Below are 18,033 nucleotides of genomic sequence, written 5' to 3'. Positions count from 1 at the left end.
GTGCCAACAGGACGACCCAAGGGGCTGAACCGCGCCGACATCGTGCAAGCGGCGTTGGACCTCCTCGACGAGAAGGGCATCGACGCCGTCACGGTCCGCGCCGTGGCGACCCGACTCGGAGTCAAGGCGCCCGCGCTTTACTGGCACGTCGAGAACAAGCAGGCGCTGCTCGACGAGATGGGCACCGAGATTCAACGTCGGGTGATCGCCGAACTCCGTGCGCAACCGATGGGGGTCTGGCCCGAATCGGTTGCGACCTACGCGCGCGTACTTCGTCGCGAGTACCTCGCGCATCGCGACGGAGCGCGCACGTTCAGCGGAACGCGATTGACCGACCCGGAGGTGCTGCGCGCGCAGGAACCGTGGCTCGAGCAACTCGTCGCGTCGGGCGTCGATCTGGAAACGGCTGTGAGCGCAGTCGAATTCGTGACAGCTTTTGTCGTCGGATTCGTCATCGAAGAGCAGGAGCGCGCTCAGTCGGGGGAGCCACGCTATTCACTGTCGGATCGGACCGAGATGCTCGGGGACGACGTCCCGCTGGTCGTGGAAGCCGGTCGAGTTCTCTTTGGCGATCGTGAGCAGCGATTCGAGCGCAATCTCGATGCCATCGTCGACGCGCTGCGGCGGGCTATCACCTGATCGCTGGGGGTGTCGAGACGTGCACAAACCAGGGTTCTCACCGAAAGACACAGTCGCCGCGGTGTGGCAGGTTGGTAACCGAGCGTGGAGCATCGGGCTCTGCATGGCGAGGAGTCGACATCATGAGTGAATCAAGCGACAAGATCAACGAGGCCGTGGAGTCGGTCAAGGGCAAGATCACCGAGTTCACGGAGAACGAGAAGGTTCAGGATGCGGTGGGCACAGCGAAGGAGAAGTTGACCGAGTTCACCGAGAACGAGAAGGTTCAGGATGCGGTGGGCACGGCGAAAGAGAAGTTGACCGAGTTCACCGAGAACGAGAAGGTTCAGGGCGCTGTGGGCACGGCGAAAGAGAAGTTCGGCGAGATCAAGGACAAGCTCCTCGGTAAGTGAGACCTGCCCTCGATCGAGCGCGTCATCGGAGTCCAGGTGTGTGCGAAGGTGATTCGCCCAGGCTTCGACGCGGACAGATTTCGATCTAACAGGCGTACTTCGACGGTGTGTACGGTGGGTTTCAGGAGACGCGAAAACCGCGCTCTGGTTCGCACACGCGAAGGAGAGTTCTATGGCAACCACTGATGATGCACAGAACAAGGCAGAAGAGCTCAAGGGTCGGGGCAAGGAAGCTGTCGGAAGCCTGACAAACAACGACGACCTCAAGAACGAGGGCAAGGGCGACCAGGCTGTAGCCGAAGGCAAGCAGAAGGTGTCTGAGGTTGCCGACAAGGTCAAAGAAGGCGTCGACGGCCTGAAGAACAAGCTCACCGGCCACTGAGCCGTTTGGCGTGGCGAGCGCGCCATGCACCTCGCTGACCTGCTGATTTAGTGTCAGACGCCAGCTGCGGTACAGTCTTCCGCGGTGGCGTGTCCGAGCGGCCGAAGGTGCAGCACTCGAAATGCTGTGTGCGGTAACCCCGTACCGAGGGTTCAAATCCCTCCGCCACCGCCAGAAATACCCCCTCACCTACGCGGGTGAGGGGGTATTTCGCTGTCTGGGACCGAGCGGCGCCGCCTCGGCTCTCCCGTTTTCAGTCATTTCTGAACGGTCTCGGCGAGCCGACCTGGGCTTTTGCCGCCGGGCGCCCCTGAAAATGACTGAAAACGGGAGAGGTCTGGAACGTCTTCGGATAGAGCAGGTCCCCACGCCCATGGCAGGCGGGGACGGCGGCGTCAGTGCTCCGTCGAGAACCCCGCGCGCCGACGGTGCGCTTCCAGCGCGAGCGTGACGAGGCGGTCGATGAGGTCGGGGTAGGCGATCCCGGTGGCCTGCCACAGCTTCGGGTACATCGAGCCCGGGGTGAATCCGGGAATCGTGTTCACCTCGTTGAGCAGCCAGCCGCGACCGTCCTCCTCGTAGAAGAAGTCGACACGCGCCATGCCCGCGCACCGCATGGCGAGGAACGTTTTCGCTGCGAGCTCGCGGACCTCGCGCACCGCCTCATCGCTCAGCGGCGCCGGGATCACCAGCTTGGCCGCGCCGGTGATGTATTTGTCCTCGTAGTCGTAGAACTCGCTGCCGGAGATGATCTCGCCCGGCACCGACGTCTCGGGGCTCTCGTTGCCGAGCACAGCAACCTCGACCTCACGCCCGGACACGAACTCCTCGATCACCACGACGTCGTCGTAGCGCAGCGCCAGGTTGATCGCGTCGTCGAGTTCTGTTGCGTTGTGCGCCTTGGTGATTCCCACCGACGATCCGAGGTTGGCCGGCTTGACGAACAGCGGAAGGCCCAGCTCCTCGATGGCGCGGAACGCCACGGTGCGCGGGTCGTCGACGCCGTCGCGGTATTCGATCCACCGGCACTGCGGGATTCCCGCCTGCGCGGCAACGACCTTGGCCATGCCCTTGTCCATGCACGCCGCCGAGCTGAGCACACCGGCACCGACGTAGGGGAGCTTGAACAGCTCGAGCATCCCCTGGATGGTGCCGTCCTCGCCGTGCGGCCCGTGCAGTAGCGGCAGCACGACGGTGATCGCGCCCTCGGCGTCGGCCTGTAGTTCGCGTAGCGGGTCGATGACGGTGCCCGCGATGTCGAGTGCATCGGGCAGCGGTGTGTTGTCGGCCAGCGAGGCGATCACCTTGTCGTTGCGTACCCAGGTGCCGTTCTTCGCGATACCGATCGGGACGACGCTGTACTTGGCCGGGTCGGCTGCTGCCAGCACGTGCGCCGCGGTCACGCGGGACACATCGTGCTCGGCGGAGACACCGCCGTAGAGAACAACCAGGCGAAGCAGGGGAGTCGGCATGGGTCACACGATACGTCGACGCTCCGCCGCGCTCTCCCCGGCGTGCGGGGTGTTTCGCGCGTTCCTCTAGCGTTGAGGCGTGCACATGCAGGCAACTGAGCTGGCGGACGCGGTTGGCGGTCAACTCGTCGGAAACGACGTGACGGTCGACGGCGCGACGATCGACTCGCGCGCGGTGCGGTCCGGGCAACTGTTTGTCCCGATCGTCGCTGCTCGCGACGGACACGACTTCATCAAGGGTGCGGTGTCGGCGGGCGCGGGCGCCTACCTCACCGCGACCGGTCCTGTCGATGGCGTCGACGCTCCGGCCATCACCGTCGACGACACCGCGCTCGCACTTGCCGACCTCGGCCGCGCAGCGCGCCGTCGACTTCCCGCGCGAGTGGTCGGGATCACGGGGTCGGTGGGCAAGACGTCGACCAAGGATCTGCTGGCCGGACTGCTCTCCACCACGTTCCGCACAGCCGCGAGCGAGAAGTCGTTCAACAACGAACTCGGCCTCCCGCTCACGCTCTTCAACGCCCCAGACGACACCGAGGCTGCGGTCGTCGAGATGGGTGCGCGTGGGGTCGGGCACATCGAGCTGCTGTGCTCGATCGCGCACCCGACCGTCGGCATCATCACCCGGGTCGAGGGTGTGCATCTCGAACTCTTCGGCAGCATCGAGGCCGTCGCACGTGCGAAAGGCGAACTGGTCGAAGCACTTCCGGCCGACGGCATCGCCGTGCTCAACGCCGACCACGAGCGCGTCGCGGCGATGGCATCCCGCACGTCCGCCCAGGTGCTGACCTACGGACTCACTCCCTCGGCAGACGTCGTGGCCACCGACGTCGTCGTCGACGATCAGCTCCGAGCGTCGTTCCGCCTGCACACGCCATGGGGCAGCACGCAGGTGTCACTCGCGGCGCGCGGCGAGCATCAGGTGTCCAACGCCCTCGCCGCAGCGGCGGCTGCGGGCGGACTCGGCGTACCCGTCGAGTCGATGCCCGCCGGGTTCCTCGGGGCCGCGCTGTCGGGCCTGCGCATGGAACTCTCCACCACGGCAGACGGCGTCGTCGTGCTCAACGACGCCTACAACGCCAACCCGACGTCGATGTCGGCCGCGCTGCGCTCCCTGGCGGCCCTTGATGCTCGACGACGCTTCGCCGTGCTGGGAACGATGGCAGAACTCGGACACGACTCAGCTGCCGAGCACGAGGCGATCGCGCTGCAGGCAGAGTCGCTCGGCATCGCGGTGATCGCCGTCGACGAGCCCTTCTACGGCTCGACAGCCACCCATGTCGCCGACATCGACGCCGCCGTCGCGGCACTCGCTGGACTCGGCAACGGCGACGCGGTGCTGGTCAAGGGCAGCCGCGTCGCCGCGCTCGAGCGGGTTGCCGAGAAACTGGGCTGACTCACTTACCCTCGGCGTTTGCGCGGATCACGTCGCGCAGAAACACCGCGAGACCAGGCGCGACGTCGTCGTAGTGCTTGGCAAACCGCGGATCGGCGACGTACATGTCGCCGAGACAGACCTGCATCTCATAGCTGCAGTCGTAGAACTTCTCGATACTCGCCCGATGTTGCTCGGCGAGGTCGTCGGCCTCGGCAGAACCGGGTTCGACGCCGCGCCGCATCGCGTCGGCGAGGCGTGCCTCGAAGGCGTCGGCGTCGGCTTTGATCTGACGCCAATCATCCTTGCTGAACTGCGCCGTTCGCTGCTGGCTCTGCGTCCACTGCTCGGTCTCACCCCAGCGCTGCTGCGCTTCGGCCGAGTACTCCTCGGGTAGCCAATCGTCGCCGAAGATCTCGCTCTGTTCGGCGGCTGACAATTGAATCCCTGACTTCTTCGCGTCCATCATGTCCTCCACTGCTGCAACCATCCGGTGCAAGCGAGCGATCCGCTCATTGAGCAGATCGCGCTGGGTGGTCAAGTGGCCCAGCGCATCTGCGTGCGGATCGTCGAGCAGGGTCGCGATCTGCTCGAGTGGAAAACCCAACTCCCGGTAGGTCAGCACCTGGTGCAGGCGCTCGACGTCGGCGTCGTCGTACACGCGGTATCCCGCGGGCGTGCGGCCCGTCGGGGTGACCAGACCGATCTGGTCGTAATGGTGCAACGTCCGCACACTGACACCGACGAGACCGGCGACCACACCGACGGTGAGGTCGCCCGACGACGGGGCATTTCCTTCGCTCACACCGATGACTCTGCTGCCTGACGTCGCGTGAGGGTCAAGTCGGCGGGCGCGCTACGGCGCGAAGCCAACTCTGTCCGAGCCCTTCTCGCACGCGGCAAGCAGGCCGTTCCCGGTAGCCGGGGCACACGACCAGCCGTCGACGTCCTGCGGCTCACCACTGGAAATCTTGGGTCCGTACGACTTGGCGAGCGTCATGGCGTCGGCACAGCTCACGTCGCCGGCGAGAATCTGTACGGTCAGCGCGCCGTCGGGTCCGGAGATCTTGTCGCACTCCTTGGTGCCTGCGGCGGTCTCCGGGGGTAGGGAGGTGGTCGGTGTTCCGGGGCGGGGGCCGCCGACCACGACGGGGCTCGTCGAACTGCTCACCTGCGTCGCCGCTGTGCTCGACGTGTCGGCTTGTTGTTCGGTGCCACAGCCGGTCAGCACCAGAGACGCAGCTCCGAGGGCGCCGCAGCAGGCCAGCACGATACGGGTGGGTACCTTGAGGTTCGTTCCGCGCGTCATGGACTCACCGTAGCGAATCCGCGCTTCGCGTCAGCACGCCTCGTCGGAAGCTGGTTTGAGCTCAGGCCGCTCGACCTGCGAAGATCGGTCGGTGACCCCGCCCGGCATCGACGCTCCCGACACCAACCCGACCGGTCTGCACCTGCGTCCCGACCATTCCTACGCGGTGGGCACGCGACTCGACGGTTCGCTCGGCCGCACCGGGGTCATCACGACGCCGCACGGCGAGATCCACACACCCGCATTCGTGCCGGTCGGAACCAAGGCGACGGTCAAGACGGTCCTACCCGAGGCGGTCGCCGCGCTCGGCGCGCAGGCCGTGCTCGCCAACGCCTATCACCTCTATCTGCAGCCGGGACCCGAGATCGTCGACGCCGCGGGCGGCCTCGGCGCCTTCATGAACTGGTCGGGTCCCACCTATACCGACAGTGGCGGGTTCCAGGTCATGTCGCTCGGCACGGGTTTCAAGAAGGTCATCTCGATGGACGTGACCGGCGAGCAGGACGACGAGAAGATCGCCGAAGGGCGCGAACGACTTTCCCGCGTCGACGACGACGGCGTCACCTTCAAATCGCATCTCGACGGGTCGTCGCATCGGTTCACGCCCGAACTGTCGATGCAGATCCAGCACCAACTCGGTGCCGACATCATCTTCGCGTTCGACGAGCTGACCACGCTGATGAACACCCGTGGCTACCAGGAGAATTCACTGGAACGCACTCGGCAGTGGGCGATTCGCTGTCTGGCAGAACACAATCGGCTTTCCGTCGAGCGCGGCCATCGACCTCAGCAGTCGCTGTGGGGTGTGCTGCAGGGTGCTCAGTACGAGGACCTGCGACGCAAGGCGGCCCGCGACCTGACCGAACTCTCGCGGCGCGACCAGGATTCCGGCGGAAAGGGCTTCGGCGGCTTCGGAATCGGAGGAGCCTTGGAGAAGGCCAATCTCGGCACGATCGTCGGCTGGGTGAATTCTGAACTGCCAGAAGACAAGCCGAAGCACCTACTGGGCATCAGCGAGCCCGACGACATCTTCACCGCGATCGAGAACGGCGCCGATACGTTCGACTGCGTCTCGCCGACGCGGGTCGCGCGAAACGGCGCCATCTACTCGCTCGACGGCCGCTACAACATCACCAACGCGCGATACCGCAGCGACTTCCGATCACTCGATCCCGAGATCACCAACTACACCTCGCAGTACTCGCGCGCCTACCTGCACCACCTGTTCAAGGCGAAGGAGGGGCTCGGCGCGACGCTGGCGACACTGCACAACGTCGCCTTCGTCGTGCAGATGGTCGACGGCGCGCGCAGAGCCATCGAGTCCGGCGACTACTACGCCTACCGCGACGAATTCCTCGGCCGGTACTACGCGGGCAATCGCAACGACTGAGCCGCGCGACGGCCGGGTGATCAGGCCGTTTGCGACTCGAGGACCGTGTGTTCCGGCGTGATGCGTTCCCAGAAGACTGCACCGACGCATGCGATGACCACCCATCCGACACCGATCACCCCGCACCACAGGATCAGCGTCATGGCCACCCCGATCGGGCCGAATCCGTTCCAGCCGGAAAGCAGCGCCGGAAACGCGACTCGCGAGGCGAGTGGCAGGACGACACCATCGACGGCAACCCCGGCTAACCCGGCCAGGAGAAGATAGCGCAGACCTCGACCCCCGTCGCGGACCAAGAGCGGTGGGGTCAGTGACCAGAAGATCCACACCGGTATCAGCCCGACGACGAACATCAGCGCGTGTGTGGTCGTGCCGGCGCCGACGGTGTAGGTCAGCCATTCGCGCGTGGCGAGCATGACGAGGTACAGCAGGAACCAGATGGCGCCGCGGAGGAGACGTTGGCCGATTCCGAATTGTTCCCGACGCCACGCCTTTCCGAAGATGGCGGCGATGGTGATCGACATGGGGATTCCCCAGACCAGGAAACCCGCGACGCCGAATATGGTCCAACTCGATCGCAATCCTGCGGAGTTACCGAAGGCCTCGCGCACCTGGTCGTCGAGCGGGTGATGTAGCCCGGTTTCCCGGATGAACACCGTTCCCGGGCTGGCGTTGGAGGCGAACCCGGAAAAGTATCCGAATCCGAGGATGATCAACGGGATCACCGTGGTGAACAGCTCGACCGACACGAGGGTGCCTGCGGTACCGCCGTCGATCTCGGTGAACCGATCGGCGATCGCCGTCGTGATCCGACCCGACCGGGCCTCATGCAGTCGACGACGGCGCTCCGCGAATCGACTCTGTGGATCGATCCGCTCGCGATCCATCCGCTCGCGCTGCTCACTCACTGGTGCATGTCGATATCACTCCGTACGCAGTCGGTGCTTCCCGTCGGTCGCTACTTCTCGTCCAGCTGTGTCTCTTCGTCCAGTTTTGTCTTGTCGTCCCACTGTGCTTTTTTGTCAGCGGCCAATCGGGCGATCACTGCCGCCCGCGACACCGGGTCGAGTCCGCTCATCGCGTCCTGGATCTCCAGGGTGGTCGCATCGACCGTGCGCCGCTTGCTGTTGAAGATCACCGCGCCGACCACGAGTGCGATGCCCACGGCAGCGATCACAATTCTATTCATACTCATGATGTCCTTCCAGGAATCCTCAGGCGTCCTTGCCCACCGGGGTGTCTGATGGGTCCGTGAGATCTTTGGCATAGAGTGCGGCGTCGATGGCGTCGAGTACGGCCACCCATGCGTTCTGAATCGCGATCCGTGCAACGCTCACCGAGTCGTCGGCAATGCGTTCGGCTTTATCCGCAGCCTCCTGCGCACGGCGGACGTCACGCTCCTGAGCGCGCTCGGTGATCTGCGCGTCAACCTCAGCCTTCTTGGCCGACAACGCATCTGTGAATGACTGCCAATGCGAGGTCACCGCGGCGGTGGCCGCATCACTCTTCACCTTCAGGTCCCCGGCTACCCTCTCGGTTGCTTCGGCGGCCTCGGCAATGCGGGCTTGCACCTGCTCATGATTCTCCCTCTCGGCTGAGGCCACGGAGTCGAGAAATCTGTTGATGAAATTTCGCAGGTCGTCCAGGCGTACATCAACCAACGTGTCACTGTTGACCTCGCTGGCAGTTGTAGATTCTGAATTAGTTGACATGTCTTACCTTTCGACTTCGCAGGTTGGTCAAAACTCGATCGAACCCCGATCCGGGTTCTCGATCGTCGGTTGCTGTCGTCGGTGAGTGCGTAACTCCCATGCACTAGTGAAACTACGCTCGTCGGACTTTGTTGCGGTAGGTCAAAGGTCCTAAAGATCATCAGATTCCCTTGTCCGCCAATACAAATCACATGCCGACGATCGGCTCATATCACTTATTGCCGACCAAGCGGGTATCTTGCTTGGGGCCGAGTCGGCCGACAAGTATCTGCTCCTACTGCGGTGACTTCGCGGGCCGGTCGTCGACAGGGAAGTGGTACGCCGCCTGAAGCCGGTTTATCTGAGCGCGCACGTTGAACAGCTCGGTGAGCAGTGCCCGCCTCTCGCTCGCCGGCACATCGACGGCGTCGAGTTGCTTGATCAACGCTGCGGCAAGCATTTCGAACTCGCCCAGGAACACTCTCGCTTGCAGGGTGGACGGATTCTCCGACTGTGCATCCATGATCGACAGCCTTTCCGTAGTGCAGATCGCACTTCTTGAATCGATCGTGTCGAGGGTTTCCCCTACGACGGTTCGGTGGTACCAGTCAAGAGCGAATGGCAAGATCAACACCGCCAGCGGAGCCAATACCACTGCAGCAGCAGTCACTTTCAATCGTGCCTTCCGCGGGTCGTGAAAATGTTCGTTGCGCAAGACCGAAAGAGAGTTCTCGATTTGTCAGCGCGGCGGCTTTGTCTCAGCAGCCAAGTGCACGCACGCGGAGCGTCGGCTGCCACAGAATGCTAACGACCGCCATCCAGCGTCGTATACGTCCGCGAATCCGAAATCCCTGGATCTATATTGTCTTCCGCCACAACGGAAGATGCAGCTGGCCGCGCTGCGCGGGCACGCCTCGATCGTGCCCGCGACTTCTCGACACGACCGCTCGTATCAGAGTCGGTCCGCGATTTCGAATGCCAGACACAACTCCGTCAATTCCTTTGGCACGCGAAGAGACCTCTGTGTCACCTGCTCGATCCGGCGCAGACGATAACGGACCGTGTTCGGATGACACGAGAGCGCTTCCGCCGCGTCATCAACAGAGCCGTTGGCGAGCATCCACGCGCGGAACGTGGCTGCCAACAACTCCTTGTCGGCGTCCTGCAGCGAGTCGTACTTGCCGAGGATCACCTCGGCGATCTTGCGCGTCACATCCGGTGCGCTGACCGCAGCAACACCGAGCACCGAGTCGTCGAACTCCTTGACCAGCATTCCCGAGGGAACTGACTGCATGGCCAGCCGTGCGTAGCGCATGCTGACGGCGGTGTCGGTGAGATCGTCGAACTGTGGGCTCACCCCCACCGCAGTGTTCGCCACCCGACCGAGTAGTTCGACAACCTTGCGATGTGCGTTCCGCGAGCCAACGTGCACCAGCCCGATGTGTACGTCCGGCAGCAGTCGCCACGCCGAGTAGACGTCGACCGTTCGCAGACGTCCGGCAATATCGGGTAGTGGCATCCGGCCCGGCATCGGCGGTTGCGCCGCGACGACGACATAGGGTCCCTGCGCCGGGATCGCCAGCATGCGCGCGATGTCCCAGCGTGTGTAGTCCGCCAGGTGGTGTCCCTCGAGCAGCGCCTCGACCAGCGCAGCGCGTTCTGCTTCGTCGTCGATCGCACGGGCTGTGGCGTGATCGCGATATGCCCCCGACATCGCTTCCGTGTAGGAGTCCTGGGCAGACCAGATCTTCTCGGTCGCAGCAAGTGCCAAGGCTGCGTCGGCTGACATACCTGCGATCGCTTCACTCAGGGATTGCCAAATCTGGTGAGCGGCAATTCGGAAACTGTCCATCACGGACGCCAACGGCACCCCCTGCTCCGCCCGGAGTCGACCGATCTCGACGGCCGATGACAGATCGGGCCCCGTGGTGCCTTCCAGCGAGCGGAAAACGTGACTCAAATTGTCGCGGGCGGAAGCAAACAGCGAGTCGCCGGAAACGGCGTTGTCTGCGTGATAGAACTCGACCTCGGCGTGGATCGCGGCAACGACGAGTAGGGCAAGGTCATCCACCTGAGCCTGTAGAAGTCCACCGAGTTCGGCGATCTGGTTGTCGATTTCACGCGACGCCACGACACAAACGTTAACGCTGCAGCGCCGCGACTGTAGGAGACCGAAGTGGGATTGGGGCTTGGCCTCGAGGTCGGTCCTGTAGACCGGGAACCATCGCGATGTCCGTTTCGTTGACATTGACGTATCCTGAACTCTGACGTTCCAGCTTCGAATACTCCCGACAGAAAGACACGATGAACCGCGCTCGGCGCAAAAAACGGAAACCTCGACGATCCAGCCCCCACTCGGGGGCATTCACAACTCCTGACACGTCGGTTCATGTTCCGACGGTCCGCGACGAGGTGATCGCATGATGATCCTCCTCGGAATCGTGATCGGAATTCTCGTCGTCTTCGCCATCACCGCGTTGACCGGCTACTTCGTGGCGCAGGAGTTCGCGTACATGGCGGTCGACCGGTCGCGACTCAAGGCCCGCGCCGCAGACGGCGACGCCGCGGCAGCCCGCGCACTCTCGGTGACGCGCAGAACCTCGTTCATGCTCTCGGGTGCACAGCTCGGCATCACCGTGACCGGACTACTCGTCGGCTACGTCGCCGAGCCGCTGATCGGCAGTGGCGTCGGCGAACTGTTGGGCGACGTCGGCATCCCGGTAGCCGTTGGCGTGGCCATCGGCACCGTGCTCGCCGTGCTGTTCTCGACGGTCGTGCAGATGGTGTTCGGCGAACTGTTCCCCAAGAACCTCTCGATCGCGCGCCCCGAGCCGGTTGCGCGTCGACTCGCACTCTCGACGTCGATCTACCTGAAGGTGTTCGGTCCGGTCATCTCGCTGTTCGACGCCGCGTCGAACCTTCTGCTCAAAGCGCTGCGCATCGAGCCGGTGCACGACGTCGAGCACTCCGCGTCACCGCGTGACCTCGAGCACATCGTCGCCGAGTCGCGCGAGGTCGGGGAGTTGCCTGCCGAACTGTCGACGCTCCTCGATCGTGTCCTCGACTTTCCCACTCGTACAGCGGAGCACGCGATGGTGCCCAGGCCCCTCGTCGACTTCGTCGCAGCAGATACCTCGCTGTCGGAGGTTCGCGACCTGATGGCGGTGGGGCACACGCGATATCCCGTCGTGGGAACGAACCCCGACGACGTCGTCGGGATCGTGCACCTGCACGATCTGCTCGAAAGACTCGACGAAACGAGCCTTACCGCAGCCGATCTCGCGCGACCCGCTGCGATCGTGCCCACCACGTTGCCGCTTCCGGCGGTGCTCGAACGCCTCGACACCAGCTCAGATGACGAGATGGCTGTCGTGATCGACGAATACGGCGGAATCGCGGGCATCATCACCGTCGAAGACATCGCCGAGGAGATCACCGGCGAGATCGATGACGAGCACGATACGACGTCGTCGGAACCGATCGAGCTGACGGACGACGGCTGGCTCGCACGTGGCGACACGCACCTCGACGAGGTGTCGCGAGTGATCGGACACGAGGTGGCCGAAGGCGACTACGAGACCCTGAGCGGACTCGTGATCTCGACGTCGGGCGGACTGCCGCAGGTCGGTGACAGCGTCGAATTGCCGCTTGCCGACGCCACTTTCGGTGTCGCCGCTCCGACGGTGACCGCAACGGTGACACAGGTCAGGCGCCGCGTGCCCGCGACCGTCCACCTCGTCATCACCGAGTCCGGAGACGCCCATGAGTAACCCCTGGGTCGTACTCGCGGTCACGGTCGCGTTGATCGCGGCGAGCGCGTTCTTCGTCGCCGTCGAGTTCGCGCTGATCGCCGCTCGCAGGCACCGCATCGAAGATGCCGCACAGACCAGTCGTGCCGCGCGAGCCGCGCTACGCAGCTCGTCGGAACTGTCTGTGCTGCTGGCCGGTTCGCAGTTGGGCATCACCGTGTGCACTCTTGCGCTCGGCGCGGTCACCAAACCCGCTGTGCATCACTGGATCACGCCGGGAATCGAAGCACTTGGCGCGCCGCTGTGGATCGCCGACGTCGCGGGATTCATACTCGCGCTGATCATCGTGACCTTCCTTCACCTGGTCGTCGGCGAGATGGCACCCAAGTCGTGGGCCATCGCACACCCGGAGAAATCGGCTGTGCTGCTGGCGATTCCGATGCGCGCCTTCATGTGGGTGGTGCGCCCCGTGCTCGTCGTGCTCAACCAACTCGCCAACTGGTGCCTGCGTCGCGTTGGCGTGCAGCCAGTCGACCAGGTGTCGTCCGGACAGGATTCGGCCACGTTGCGCCAACTCGTCGACCACTCCGCCGAGACCGGGATGCTCGACGACGAGTATCACAACAGGCTCAGTGCGGCGTTGGCCACGGAGGCGCTCGCGGTGGGCGACGTCGTCGGCGACGGCGCACTCGACTGTGTTCGCGCGGATGCTTCTCCTGCTGGGATTCAAGAGGTTTCGCGTCAGACGGGGCACTCTCGACTGCTCGTCGTGCGCGGTGGGTCAGAAGAGAACCTGACCCGCGACTCGGTGATTGGTGTGGTGCACGTCCGAGACAGTCTCAATGCGGCTGCCGATGTCACGGCAGCCGACCTTGCCCGAGACGTGTTGATCCTGCCTGCCGAGCTGCCGGCCTACGAGGGTATGGCGCGTATGCGCGACAAGCGTGCACATATCGCGCTGGTCTCTGCTGGCGACGAGGTGCTCGGCGTGCTGACTCTCGACGATCTGCTCGACAGGCTGTTGACGACCGCGTCCTGAGCGCGGATGTGAGTGCCTCTCAGGTCCATTCGTCTTCGGTGAGGATCCACGGCTGCGTCGGGAGCTTCGTCGGATCGAAGCGTTCAGCGAGGTCGTCGAGGGTGACATGTTCGCCGGGCTCGGCCAGCTGCAGCGATGCCGAAATGTGGTCGAGAACCGTTGCGGTGTCGACGCCGCGCGCGGCGAGGTCGGCGAGCGTGACAGCTCCGTCGCGCTTCGACAAGCGAATCTGCTTGTCGTTGAGCACCATCGGGACATGCGCGTAGACGGGCGGGGTGTGCCCGAGCAGCGTCGTAAGGTACGACTGGCGTGGGGCGGACGACAAGAGGTCGTCGCCGCGGACCACCTGGTCGATACCCTGCTCGGCGTCGTCGACGACCACCGCGAGGTTGTATGCGGGCGTGCCGTCGCCACGTTGGATGACGAAATCGTCGACGGCTCCCGTGTATTCGCCGTGCAGGATGTCGACGACACCGAACTCGTCGACGTCGGAGACGATCCGGATCGCGGGTGGACGCCCGGCCGCGCGCTTGCTCTCGCGCTGCTCTGCGGTGAGGTGTCGGCACGTCCCGGGATAAGCGCCCGGTGGGGAGTGCGGCGCCGACGGGGCTTCGAGGATCTCGCGTCTGGTGCAGAAGCATTCGAAGGTGCGGCCACGCATGGTCAGGTCATCGATCACCGCGCGGTACCGATCGAGCCGGTCGGTCTGGTACACGACCGGCGGCTCCCAGTCGATCCCGAGGGCGTGCAGGTCGTCGATCTGTCGCTGATCGGATCCCACTGCGGTGCGATCGAGGTTCTCCATGCGCAGCAGAAACCGGCGGCCCGAGGTGCGGGCGAACAGCCACGCGAGCACGGCCGTGCGCAGGTTGCCGACGTGCAGGTCGCCCGACGGCGACGGCGCGTACCGCCCGGCAGGAAGCGCCGGCCGCGCTGCGGGTTCGTGTGCGGACATCGGAGACGACACTACCGCCGCCGGTGGGTGGTCTCGACAAGCTCGACCAGCGGGGGAGGCTCGACAAGCGGGTGGGCTCTTTCCGCTGATTGAGCGGCCGCGGGCGCAGCGAGCTGCCGAGTCGAAATCACCAGCGGCGACGCTCGGCCAGCGGTGGTCTCGACAAGCTCGACCAGCGGGGGAGGCTCGCCAAGCGGGTGGGCCCTTTTCGCTGATTGAGCGGCCGCGAGCGGAGCGAGCAGCCGAGTCGAAATCACTAGTGGCGACGCTCGGCCGGCGGTGGTCTCGACAAGCTCGACCAGCGGGAGGACGCTCGACCAGCGGGGGAGGCTCGCCAAGCGGGTGGGGCCTCTCCGCTGATTGAGCGGCCGCGAGCGCAGCGAGCTGCCGAGTCGAAATCACCAGCGGCGACGCTCGGCCGGCGGTGGTCTCGACAAGCTCGACCAGCGGGGGTCTCGACAAGCTCGACCAGCGGGGCGACGCTGGACCAGCGCGGGACGCGCGGCTCATTGCGGGATCGTCGTGCAATGGGGAGTATGGGGTGGTGGACCTACCGGTCATGCCTCCCGTCGCGCCGATGCTCGCCAAGGCTGTCTCAGCGGTGCCGGAACAACCAGACGGTGAGCCGTCGTGGTCCTACGAACCCAAGTGGGATGGCTTTCGTGCGTTGGTCTTTCGCGACGGCGACGAGGTCTACATCGGATCGCGCGGAGGCAAAGACCTCGCGCGCTACTTCCCCGAGATCGTCGACGCCGCGCGCGCCGAACTCCCCGACAAGGTGGTGCTCGACGGCGAGGTCGGCGTCCCGTCCGTCATCGATGGCGTGCACCGTCTCGACTGGGACTCGCTCGCGCAGCGCATTCACCCCGCCGACTCACGCGTGCGGATGCTCGCCGAGAAGACACCCGCGATCTTCATCGGATTCGACGCGCTCGCACTCGGCGACCGCAGCGTCGTCGACGAGCCCTTCGCCGTACGCCGCGACACGCTCGTGGAGGCGGTGGGTGCGCACAAGCCGGGCAGGCGGTTCAACGTCAGCCGCGTCACCGCCGACGCCGACACCGCGCGCACCTGGTTCTCGGCATTCGAGGGCGCAGGCCTCGACGGCGTGGTCGCCAAGCGGCTCGGCTCGCCATACGTCGAGGGCAAGCGCGAGATGCTGAAGGTTAAACACAAGCGCACGGCCGACTGTGTGGTCATCGGCTACCGGGTGCACAAGAGCGGAACCGGTCTGGGCTCGATGTTGTTGGGCCTCTTCACCGATTCGGGAGACCTTCACATGGTCGGCGGCGCAGGAGCGTTCACCGACAAGAAGCGAATCGAACTCGAAGAGATGTTCGCGCCGATGCGTACCGATCCCGACAAGCCCGCACCGGGCGAGCCGACGCGCTGGCGATCAGAGAAGTCGGGCGAGTGGATACCCATCAGACCCGAGCTCGTCGCCGAGGTCGCCTACGACCAGATGGAGAACCACCGATTCCGGCACACCGTGAAGTTCCTGCGATGGCGGCCCGACCGTGATCCCGAGAGTTGCGGCTACGACCAACTCGACGTCCCGGTGACCTACGACCTTCACGATGTGCTCGAAGGAGACGGCTGATATGGCATCCCGCTCGCCCGCCGAGGAACTCGACGTCGACGGTGTTGCCGTCCGGATGAGCAACCCCGACAAGATCTACTTTCCCGAGCTCGGCGAAAACGGCGGCCGCAAAAGAGATCTCGTCGGCTACTATCAGCGAATCGCACAGGCGCGCGACGACGGTGCCGACGGTCCGTTCCTCGTCGCCCTCCGTGATCGACCGACATTCCTGCAGCGCTTCCCCGATGGCATCGACGGCGACGAGATCTACCAGAAGCACCTACCGAAGAAGCGGCCCGACTTCGTCGAGTCGACGCGAATCACGTTCCCCTCTGGCCGAACCGGGGATGCGTTGCGTCCGACGAGCCCGGCGTCGATCGTCTGGGCGGCCAACCTCGGAACCGTGACGTTCCATACCTGGCCGACCGTCGCGGCCGACAACGACCATCCCGACCAACTGCGCATCGATCTGGACCCGCAGCCCGGCACCGACTTCGACGACGTTCGACGCGTCGCCGTCGACCTCCTTGCTCCGCTACTCGACGAGCTCGGCTACGTCGGATACCCAAAGACGTCTGGTGGCAGGGGAATTCACGTGTTCATCCCCATCGAGCCGCGCTGGGACTTCATCGCGACCCGACGCTGTGGCATCGCGCTCGCACGCGAACTGGAGCGTCGAGACCCTGACGCCGTGACCACCTCGTGGTGGAAAGAGGATCGCGGCGAGCGGATCTTCGTCGACTTCAACCAGAACGCACGTGACCGGTCCATGGCCGCGCCGTATTCGGTGCGACGCAACGCAATCGCGCGCGTATCGACTCCCGTGACCTGGGCCGAGCTCGCCGACGTCGATCCCGATGACTGCACCATGCGCAGCGTCCCGGAACTCGTTGCCCGACGGGGTGATCCGATGGCCGACATCTCCGCGCATCGTCGTGGCCTCGAACCACTGCTGGAGATGGTCGAGCGCGACGACGCACAAGGTCTCGGCGACATGCCCTACCCACCGAGCTACCCGAAGATGCCGGGTGAGCCTCCGCGTGTGCAGCCAAGCAAGAAGGTGGGTGCCCACTGGGATGAGGAAGGAAACAGGATCGGTCCGAACTGAGCGTCGAATCCGGCGTCGTGCAGTTGAAACGCGGCGTCGCACAAGGGAATGAGTAGCGAATGACCACAACCGCAACGTTCGAATCATGGCCGGAGCTTCGTGTGTCCGACTGGGAGCAGACCCGCGACACAGTGCACATGTGGAGTCAGATCGTCGGAAAGACCCGAATGGCGTTGGCCCCGAATGAGAATCATTGGTGGCAGGTCGCGCTGTATGTGAACTCGGTGGGTCTCACGACGTCGTTGATGCCCTACGACGGCTACGGCGTCGAGGTCGTCTTCGACTTCGCCGACCACGTCCTCGACATCACGACGACGAAAGGCGAACGGCGACAGGTACGTCTCGAGCCGCGCACCACTGCCGACTTCTACGCGGACTATCTGGCACAATTGGAATCGCTCGGCATCAGCGTCCCCATCTACGACCGCCCCGTCGAAGTGGCCGAATCGATCCCGTTTCCGCAGGACACGAAGCACGCCTCGTACGACGCCGATGCCGTGAAGCTCTTCTGGCACCAATTGGTCAGCGCGCAGCGCGTTTTCGCGGAGTTCCGTGGAAAGTGGCGCGGCAAGTGCAGCCCGGTCCACTTCTTCTGGGGCTCATTCGATCTCGCGGTCACCAGATTCTCCGGCCGTCCCGCTCCGCTGTTCTCCGGCGTCGTCCCCAACTGTCCGGAGCGAGTGATGGTCGAATCCTATTGCGAGGAGGTCTCCAGCGCCGGGTTCTGGCCCGGTGGGGCCGACGAGGGGGCCTTCTACTCCTACTCGTATCCCGACTACGAGGGCTACCCCGACGCGAAGGTGCACCCCGCCGCGGCGTCGTACGACACCACACTCGGCGAATTCCTGTTGCCGTACACCGCCGTTCGGACCGCCGACGACTCCGATGCAAGTCTCCGGGAGTTCCTGCAGTCGACGTTCGACGTCGAATCCAGCCTGGGGGAGTGGCCCTAG

The 18,033-nt window shown here is 64.6% G+C and carries 19 protein-coding genes and 1 tRNA gene; 11 read left to right on the top strand and 9 right to left on the bottom strand.

Features of this window, described 5'->3' with window-relative positions:
* The 4 genes from ACRVY7_RS20550 (at position 1) to ACRVY7_RS20535 (ending at position 1,587) form a co-directional block, all read left to right on the top strand.
* Positions 1–639, top strand: a complete 639-nt coding sequence (locus ACRVY7_RS20550; RefSeq protein WP_431818448.1) for a TetR/AcrR family transcriptional regulator C-terminal domain-containing protein — start codon at positions 1–3, stop codon at positions 637–639.
* Between the two features lie 122 nt (positions 640–761).
* Positions 762–1,031 carry a hypothetical protein gene (locus ACRVY7_RS20545; protein ID WP_049700152.1) on the top strand — a complete coding sequence of 90 codons (270 nt, stop codon included), beginning with the start codon at positions 762–764 and terminating at the stop codon, positions 1,029–1,031.
* A gap of 172 nt (positions 1,032–1,203) precedes the next feature.
* On the top strand, positions 1,204–1,413 hold the full coding sequence (locus ACRVY7_RS20540; RefSeq protein WP_049700151.1) for a CsbD family protein: 210 nt from the start codon (positions 1,204–1,206) through the stop codon (positions 1,411–1,413).
* A gap of 83 nt (positions 1,414–1,496) precedes the next feature.
* Positions 1,497–1,587: transfer RNA gene (locus ACRVY7_RS20535), tRNA-Ser, on the top strand.
* 221 nt (positions 1,588–1,808) lie between these two features.
* Here the strand turns inward: ACRVY7_RS20535 and ACRVY7_RS20530 are convergent.
* Entirely contained in the window at positions 1,809–2,885 is a 1,077-nt protein-coding gene (locus tag ACRVY7_RS20530) for a D-alanine--D-alanine ligase family protein (RefSeq protein WP_431818447.1), read from the bottom strand.
* 85 nt (positions 2,886–2,970) lie between these two features.
* On the opposite strand from ACRVY7_RS20530, the gene ACRVY7_RS20525 reads away from it, so the two are divergent.
* Positions 2,971–4,281, top strand: a complete 1,311-nt coding sequence (locus ACRVY7_RS20525; RefSeq protein WP_431818446.1) for a UDP-N-acetylmuramoyl-tripeptide--D-alanyl-D-alanine ligase — start codon at positions 2,971–2,973, stop codon at positions 4,279–4,281.
* A 1-nt stretch (position 4,282) separates the two neighbouring features.
* Here the strand turns inward: ACRVY7_RS20525 and ACRVY7_RS20520 are convergent, their stop codons facing one another.
* Both ACRVY7_RS20520 and ACRVY7_RS20515 read right to left on the bottom strand, forming a co-directional pair.
* Positions 4,283–5,065 (bottom strand): MerR family transcriptional regulator, encoded by a 783-nt coding sequence (locus tag ACRVY7_RS20520; protein WP_431818445.1) that lies wholly within the window; start codon positions 5,063–5,065, stop codon positions 4,283–4,285.
* A 51-nt stretch (positions 5,066–5,116) separates the two neighbouring features.
* Positions 5,117–5,569 (bottom strand): hypothetical protein, encoded by a 453-nt coding sequence (locus ACRVY7_RS20515; RefSeq protein WP_431818444.1) that lies wholly within the window; start codon positions 5,567–5,569, stop codon positions 5,117–5,119.
* Positions 5,570–5,705: 136 nt separating this feature from the next.
* Here ACRVY7_RS20515 and tgt point away from each other — a divergent pair, with 136 nt between their 5' ends.
* Positions 5,706–6,959 (top strand): tRNA guanosine(34) transglycosylase Tgt, encoded by a 1,254-nt coding sequence (gene tgt, locus ACRVY7_RS20510; protein WP_431818562.1) that lies wholly within the window; start codon positions 5,706–5,708, stop codon positions 6,957–6,959.
* 20 nt (positions 6,960–6,979) lie between these two features.
* Here the strand turns inward: tgt and ACRVY7_RS20505 are convergent, their stop codons facing one another.
* From ACRVY7_RS20505 to ACRVY7_RS20485, 5 genes are all read right to left on the bottom strand, one after another.
* Positions 6,980–7,867, bottom strand: coding sequence for a hypothetical protein (locus tag ACRVY7_RS20505; RefSeq protein ID WP_270484745.1), 888 nt, complete (start codon positions 7,865–7,867; stop codon positions 6,980–6,982).
* Positions 7,868–7,917: 50 nt separating this feature from the next.
* Positions 7,918–8,124 carry a hypothetical protein gene (locus ACRVY7_RS20500; protein WP_270484742.1) on the bottom strand — a complete coding sequence of 69 codons (207 nt, stop codon included), beginning with the start codon at positions 8,122–8,124 and terminating at the stop codon, positions 7,918–7,920.
* Positions 8,125–8,173: 49 nt separating this feature from the next.
* Complete coding sequence (locus ACRVY7_RS20495; RefSeq protein ID WP_431818443.1) at positions 8,174–8,470, bottom strand: hypothetical protein; 297 nt, start codon at positions 8,468–8,470, stop codon at positions 8,174–8,176.
* Positions 8,471–8,945: 475 nt separating this feature from the next.
* The gene (locus tag ACRVY7_RS20490; RefSeq protein ID WP_431818442.1) at positions 8,946–9,173 is read right to left on the bottom strand and encodes a hypothetical protein; all 228 of its coding nucleotides are present in this window, start codon (positions 9,171–9,173) and stop codon (positions 8,946–8,948) included.
* 429 nt (positions 9,174–9,602) lie between these two features.
* Positions 9,603–10,781, bottom strand: a complete 1,179-nt coding sequence (locus ACRVY7_RS20485) for a PucR family transcriptional regulator (RefSeq protein ID WP_431818441.1) — start codon at positions 10,779–10,781, stop codon at positions 9,603–9,605.
* Between the two features lie 289 nt (positions 10,782–11,070).
* Between ACRVY7_RS20485 and ACRVY7_RS20480 the strand changes: the two genes are divergently transcribed.
* Complete coding sequence (locus ACRVY7_RS20480; RefSeq protein ID WP_431818440.1) at positions 11,071–12,420, top strand: hemolysin family protein; 1,350 nt, start codon at positions 11,071–11,073, stop codon at positions 12,418–12,420.
* The gene (locus ACRVY7_RS20475; RefSeq protein ID WP_431818439.1) at positions 12,413–13,438 is read left to right on the top strand and encodes a hemolysin family protein; all 1,026 of its coding nucleotides are present in this window, start codon (positions 12,413–12,415) and stop codon (positions 13,436–13,438) included. Before ACRVY7_RS20480 ends, ACRVY7_RS20475 begins: the two co-directional genes overlap by 8 nt.
* 19 nt (positions 13,439–13,457) lie before the next feature.
* Here the strand turns inward: ACRVY7_RS20475 and gluQRS are convergent, their stop codons facing one another.
* Positions 13,458–14,393, bottom strand: a complete 936-nt coding sequence (gene gluQRS, locus ACRVY7_RS20470; protein WP_431818438.1) for a tRNA glutamyl-Q(34) synthetase GluQRS — start codon at positions 14,391–14,393, stop codon at positions 13,458–13,460.
* A gap of 544 nt (positions 14,394–14,937) precedes the next feature.
* Here gluQRS and ACRVY7_RS20465 point away from each other — a divergent pair.
* From ACRVY7_RS20465 to ACRVY7_RS20455, 3 genes are read left to right on the top strand one after another with little or no spacing between them, the layout of a single operon-like run.
* Entirely contained in the window at positions 14,938–15,993 is a 1,056-nt protein-coding gene (locus ACRVY7_RS20465) for an ATP-dependent DNA ligase (RefSeq protein WP_431818561.1), read from the top strand.
* A gap of 1 nt (position 15,994) precedes the next feature.
* Positions 15,995–17,080, top strand: a complete 1,086-nt coding sequence (locus tag ACRVY7_RS20460; protein WP_431818437.1) for a DNA polymerase domain-containing protein — start codon at positions 15,995–15,997, stop codon at positions 17,078–17,080.
* Between the two features lie 59 nt (positions 17,081–17,139).
* Positions 17,140–18,033, top strand: coding sequence for a DUF5996 family protein (locus ACRVY7_RS20455; RefSeq protein ID WP_431818436.1), 894 nt, complete (start codon positions 17,140–17,142; stop codon positions 18,031–18,033).

Origin of the sequence: Gordonia jacobaea (assembly GCF_965344965.1) — a bacterium.
GTDB classification, from domain to species: domain Bacteria; phylum Actinomycetota; class Actinomycetes; order Mycobacteriales; family Mycobacteriaceae; genus Gordonia; species Gordonia jacobaea.
The sequence above is the reverse complement of the archived record's forward strand: the minus strand, read 5'-3'. Positions and strand labels throughout refer to the sequence as shown.

Excerpts from the sequence above, each read along its gene's own strand:
- ACRVY7_RS20545 (WP_049700152.1), top strand. The coding sequence starts at position 762 with ATGAGTGAATCAAGCGACAAGATCAACGAGGCCGTGGAGTCGGTCAAG.
- ACRVY7_RS20540 (WP_049700151.1), top strand. The coding sequence starts at position 1,204 with ATGGCAACCACTGATGATGCACAGAACAAGGCAGAAGAGCTCAAGGGT.
- ACRVY7_RS20530 (WP_431818447.1), bottom strand. The coding sequence starts at position 2,885 with ATGCCGACTCCCCTGCTTCGCCTGGTTGTTCTCTACGGCGGTGTCTCC.
- ACRVY7_RS20525 (WP_431818446.1), top strand. The coding sequence starts at position 2,971 with ATGCAGGCAACTGAGCTGGCGGACGCGGTTGGCGGTCAACTCGTCGGA.
- ACRVY7_RS20515 (WP_431818444.1), bottom strand. The coding sequence starts at position 5,569 with ATGACGCGCGGAACGAACCTCAAGGTACCCACCCGTATCGTGCTGGCC.
- ACRVY7_RS20490 (WP_431818442.1), bottom strand. The coding sequence starts at position 9,173 with ATGGATGCACAGTCGGAGAATCCGTCCACCCTGCAAGCGAGAGTGTTC.
- ACRVY7_RS20480 (WP_431818440.1), top strand. The coding sequence starts at position 11,071 with ATGATGATCCTCCTCGGAATCGTGATCGGAATTCTCGTCGTCTTCGCC.
- ACRVY7_RS20475 (WP_431818439.1), top strand. The coding sequence starts at position 12,413 with ATGAGTAACCCCTGGGTCGTACTCGCGGTCACGGTCGCGTTGATCGCG.
- gluQRS (WP_431818438.1), bottom strand. The coding sequence starts at position 14,393 with ATGTCCGCACACGAACCCGCAGCGCGGCCGGCGCTTCCTGCCGGGCGG.
- ACRVY7_RS20460 (WP_431818437.1), top strand. The coding sequence starts at position 15,995 with ATGGCATCCCGCTCGCCCGCCGAGGAACTCGACGTCGACGGTGTTGCC.
- ACRVY7_RS20455 (WP_431818436.1), top strand. The coding sequence starts at position 17,140 with ATGACCACAACCGCAACGTTCGAATCATGGCCGGAGCTTCGTGTGTCC.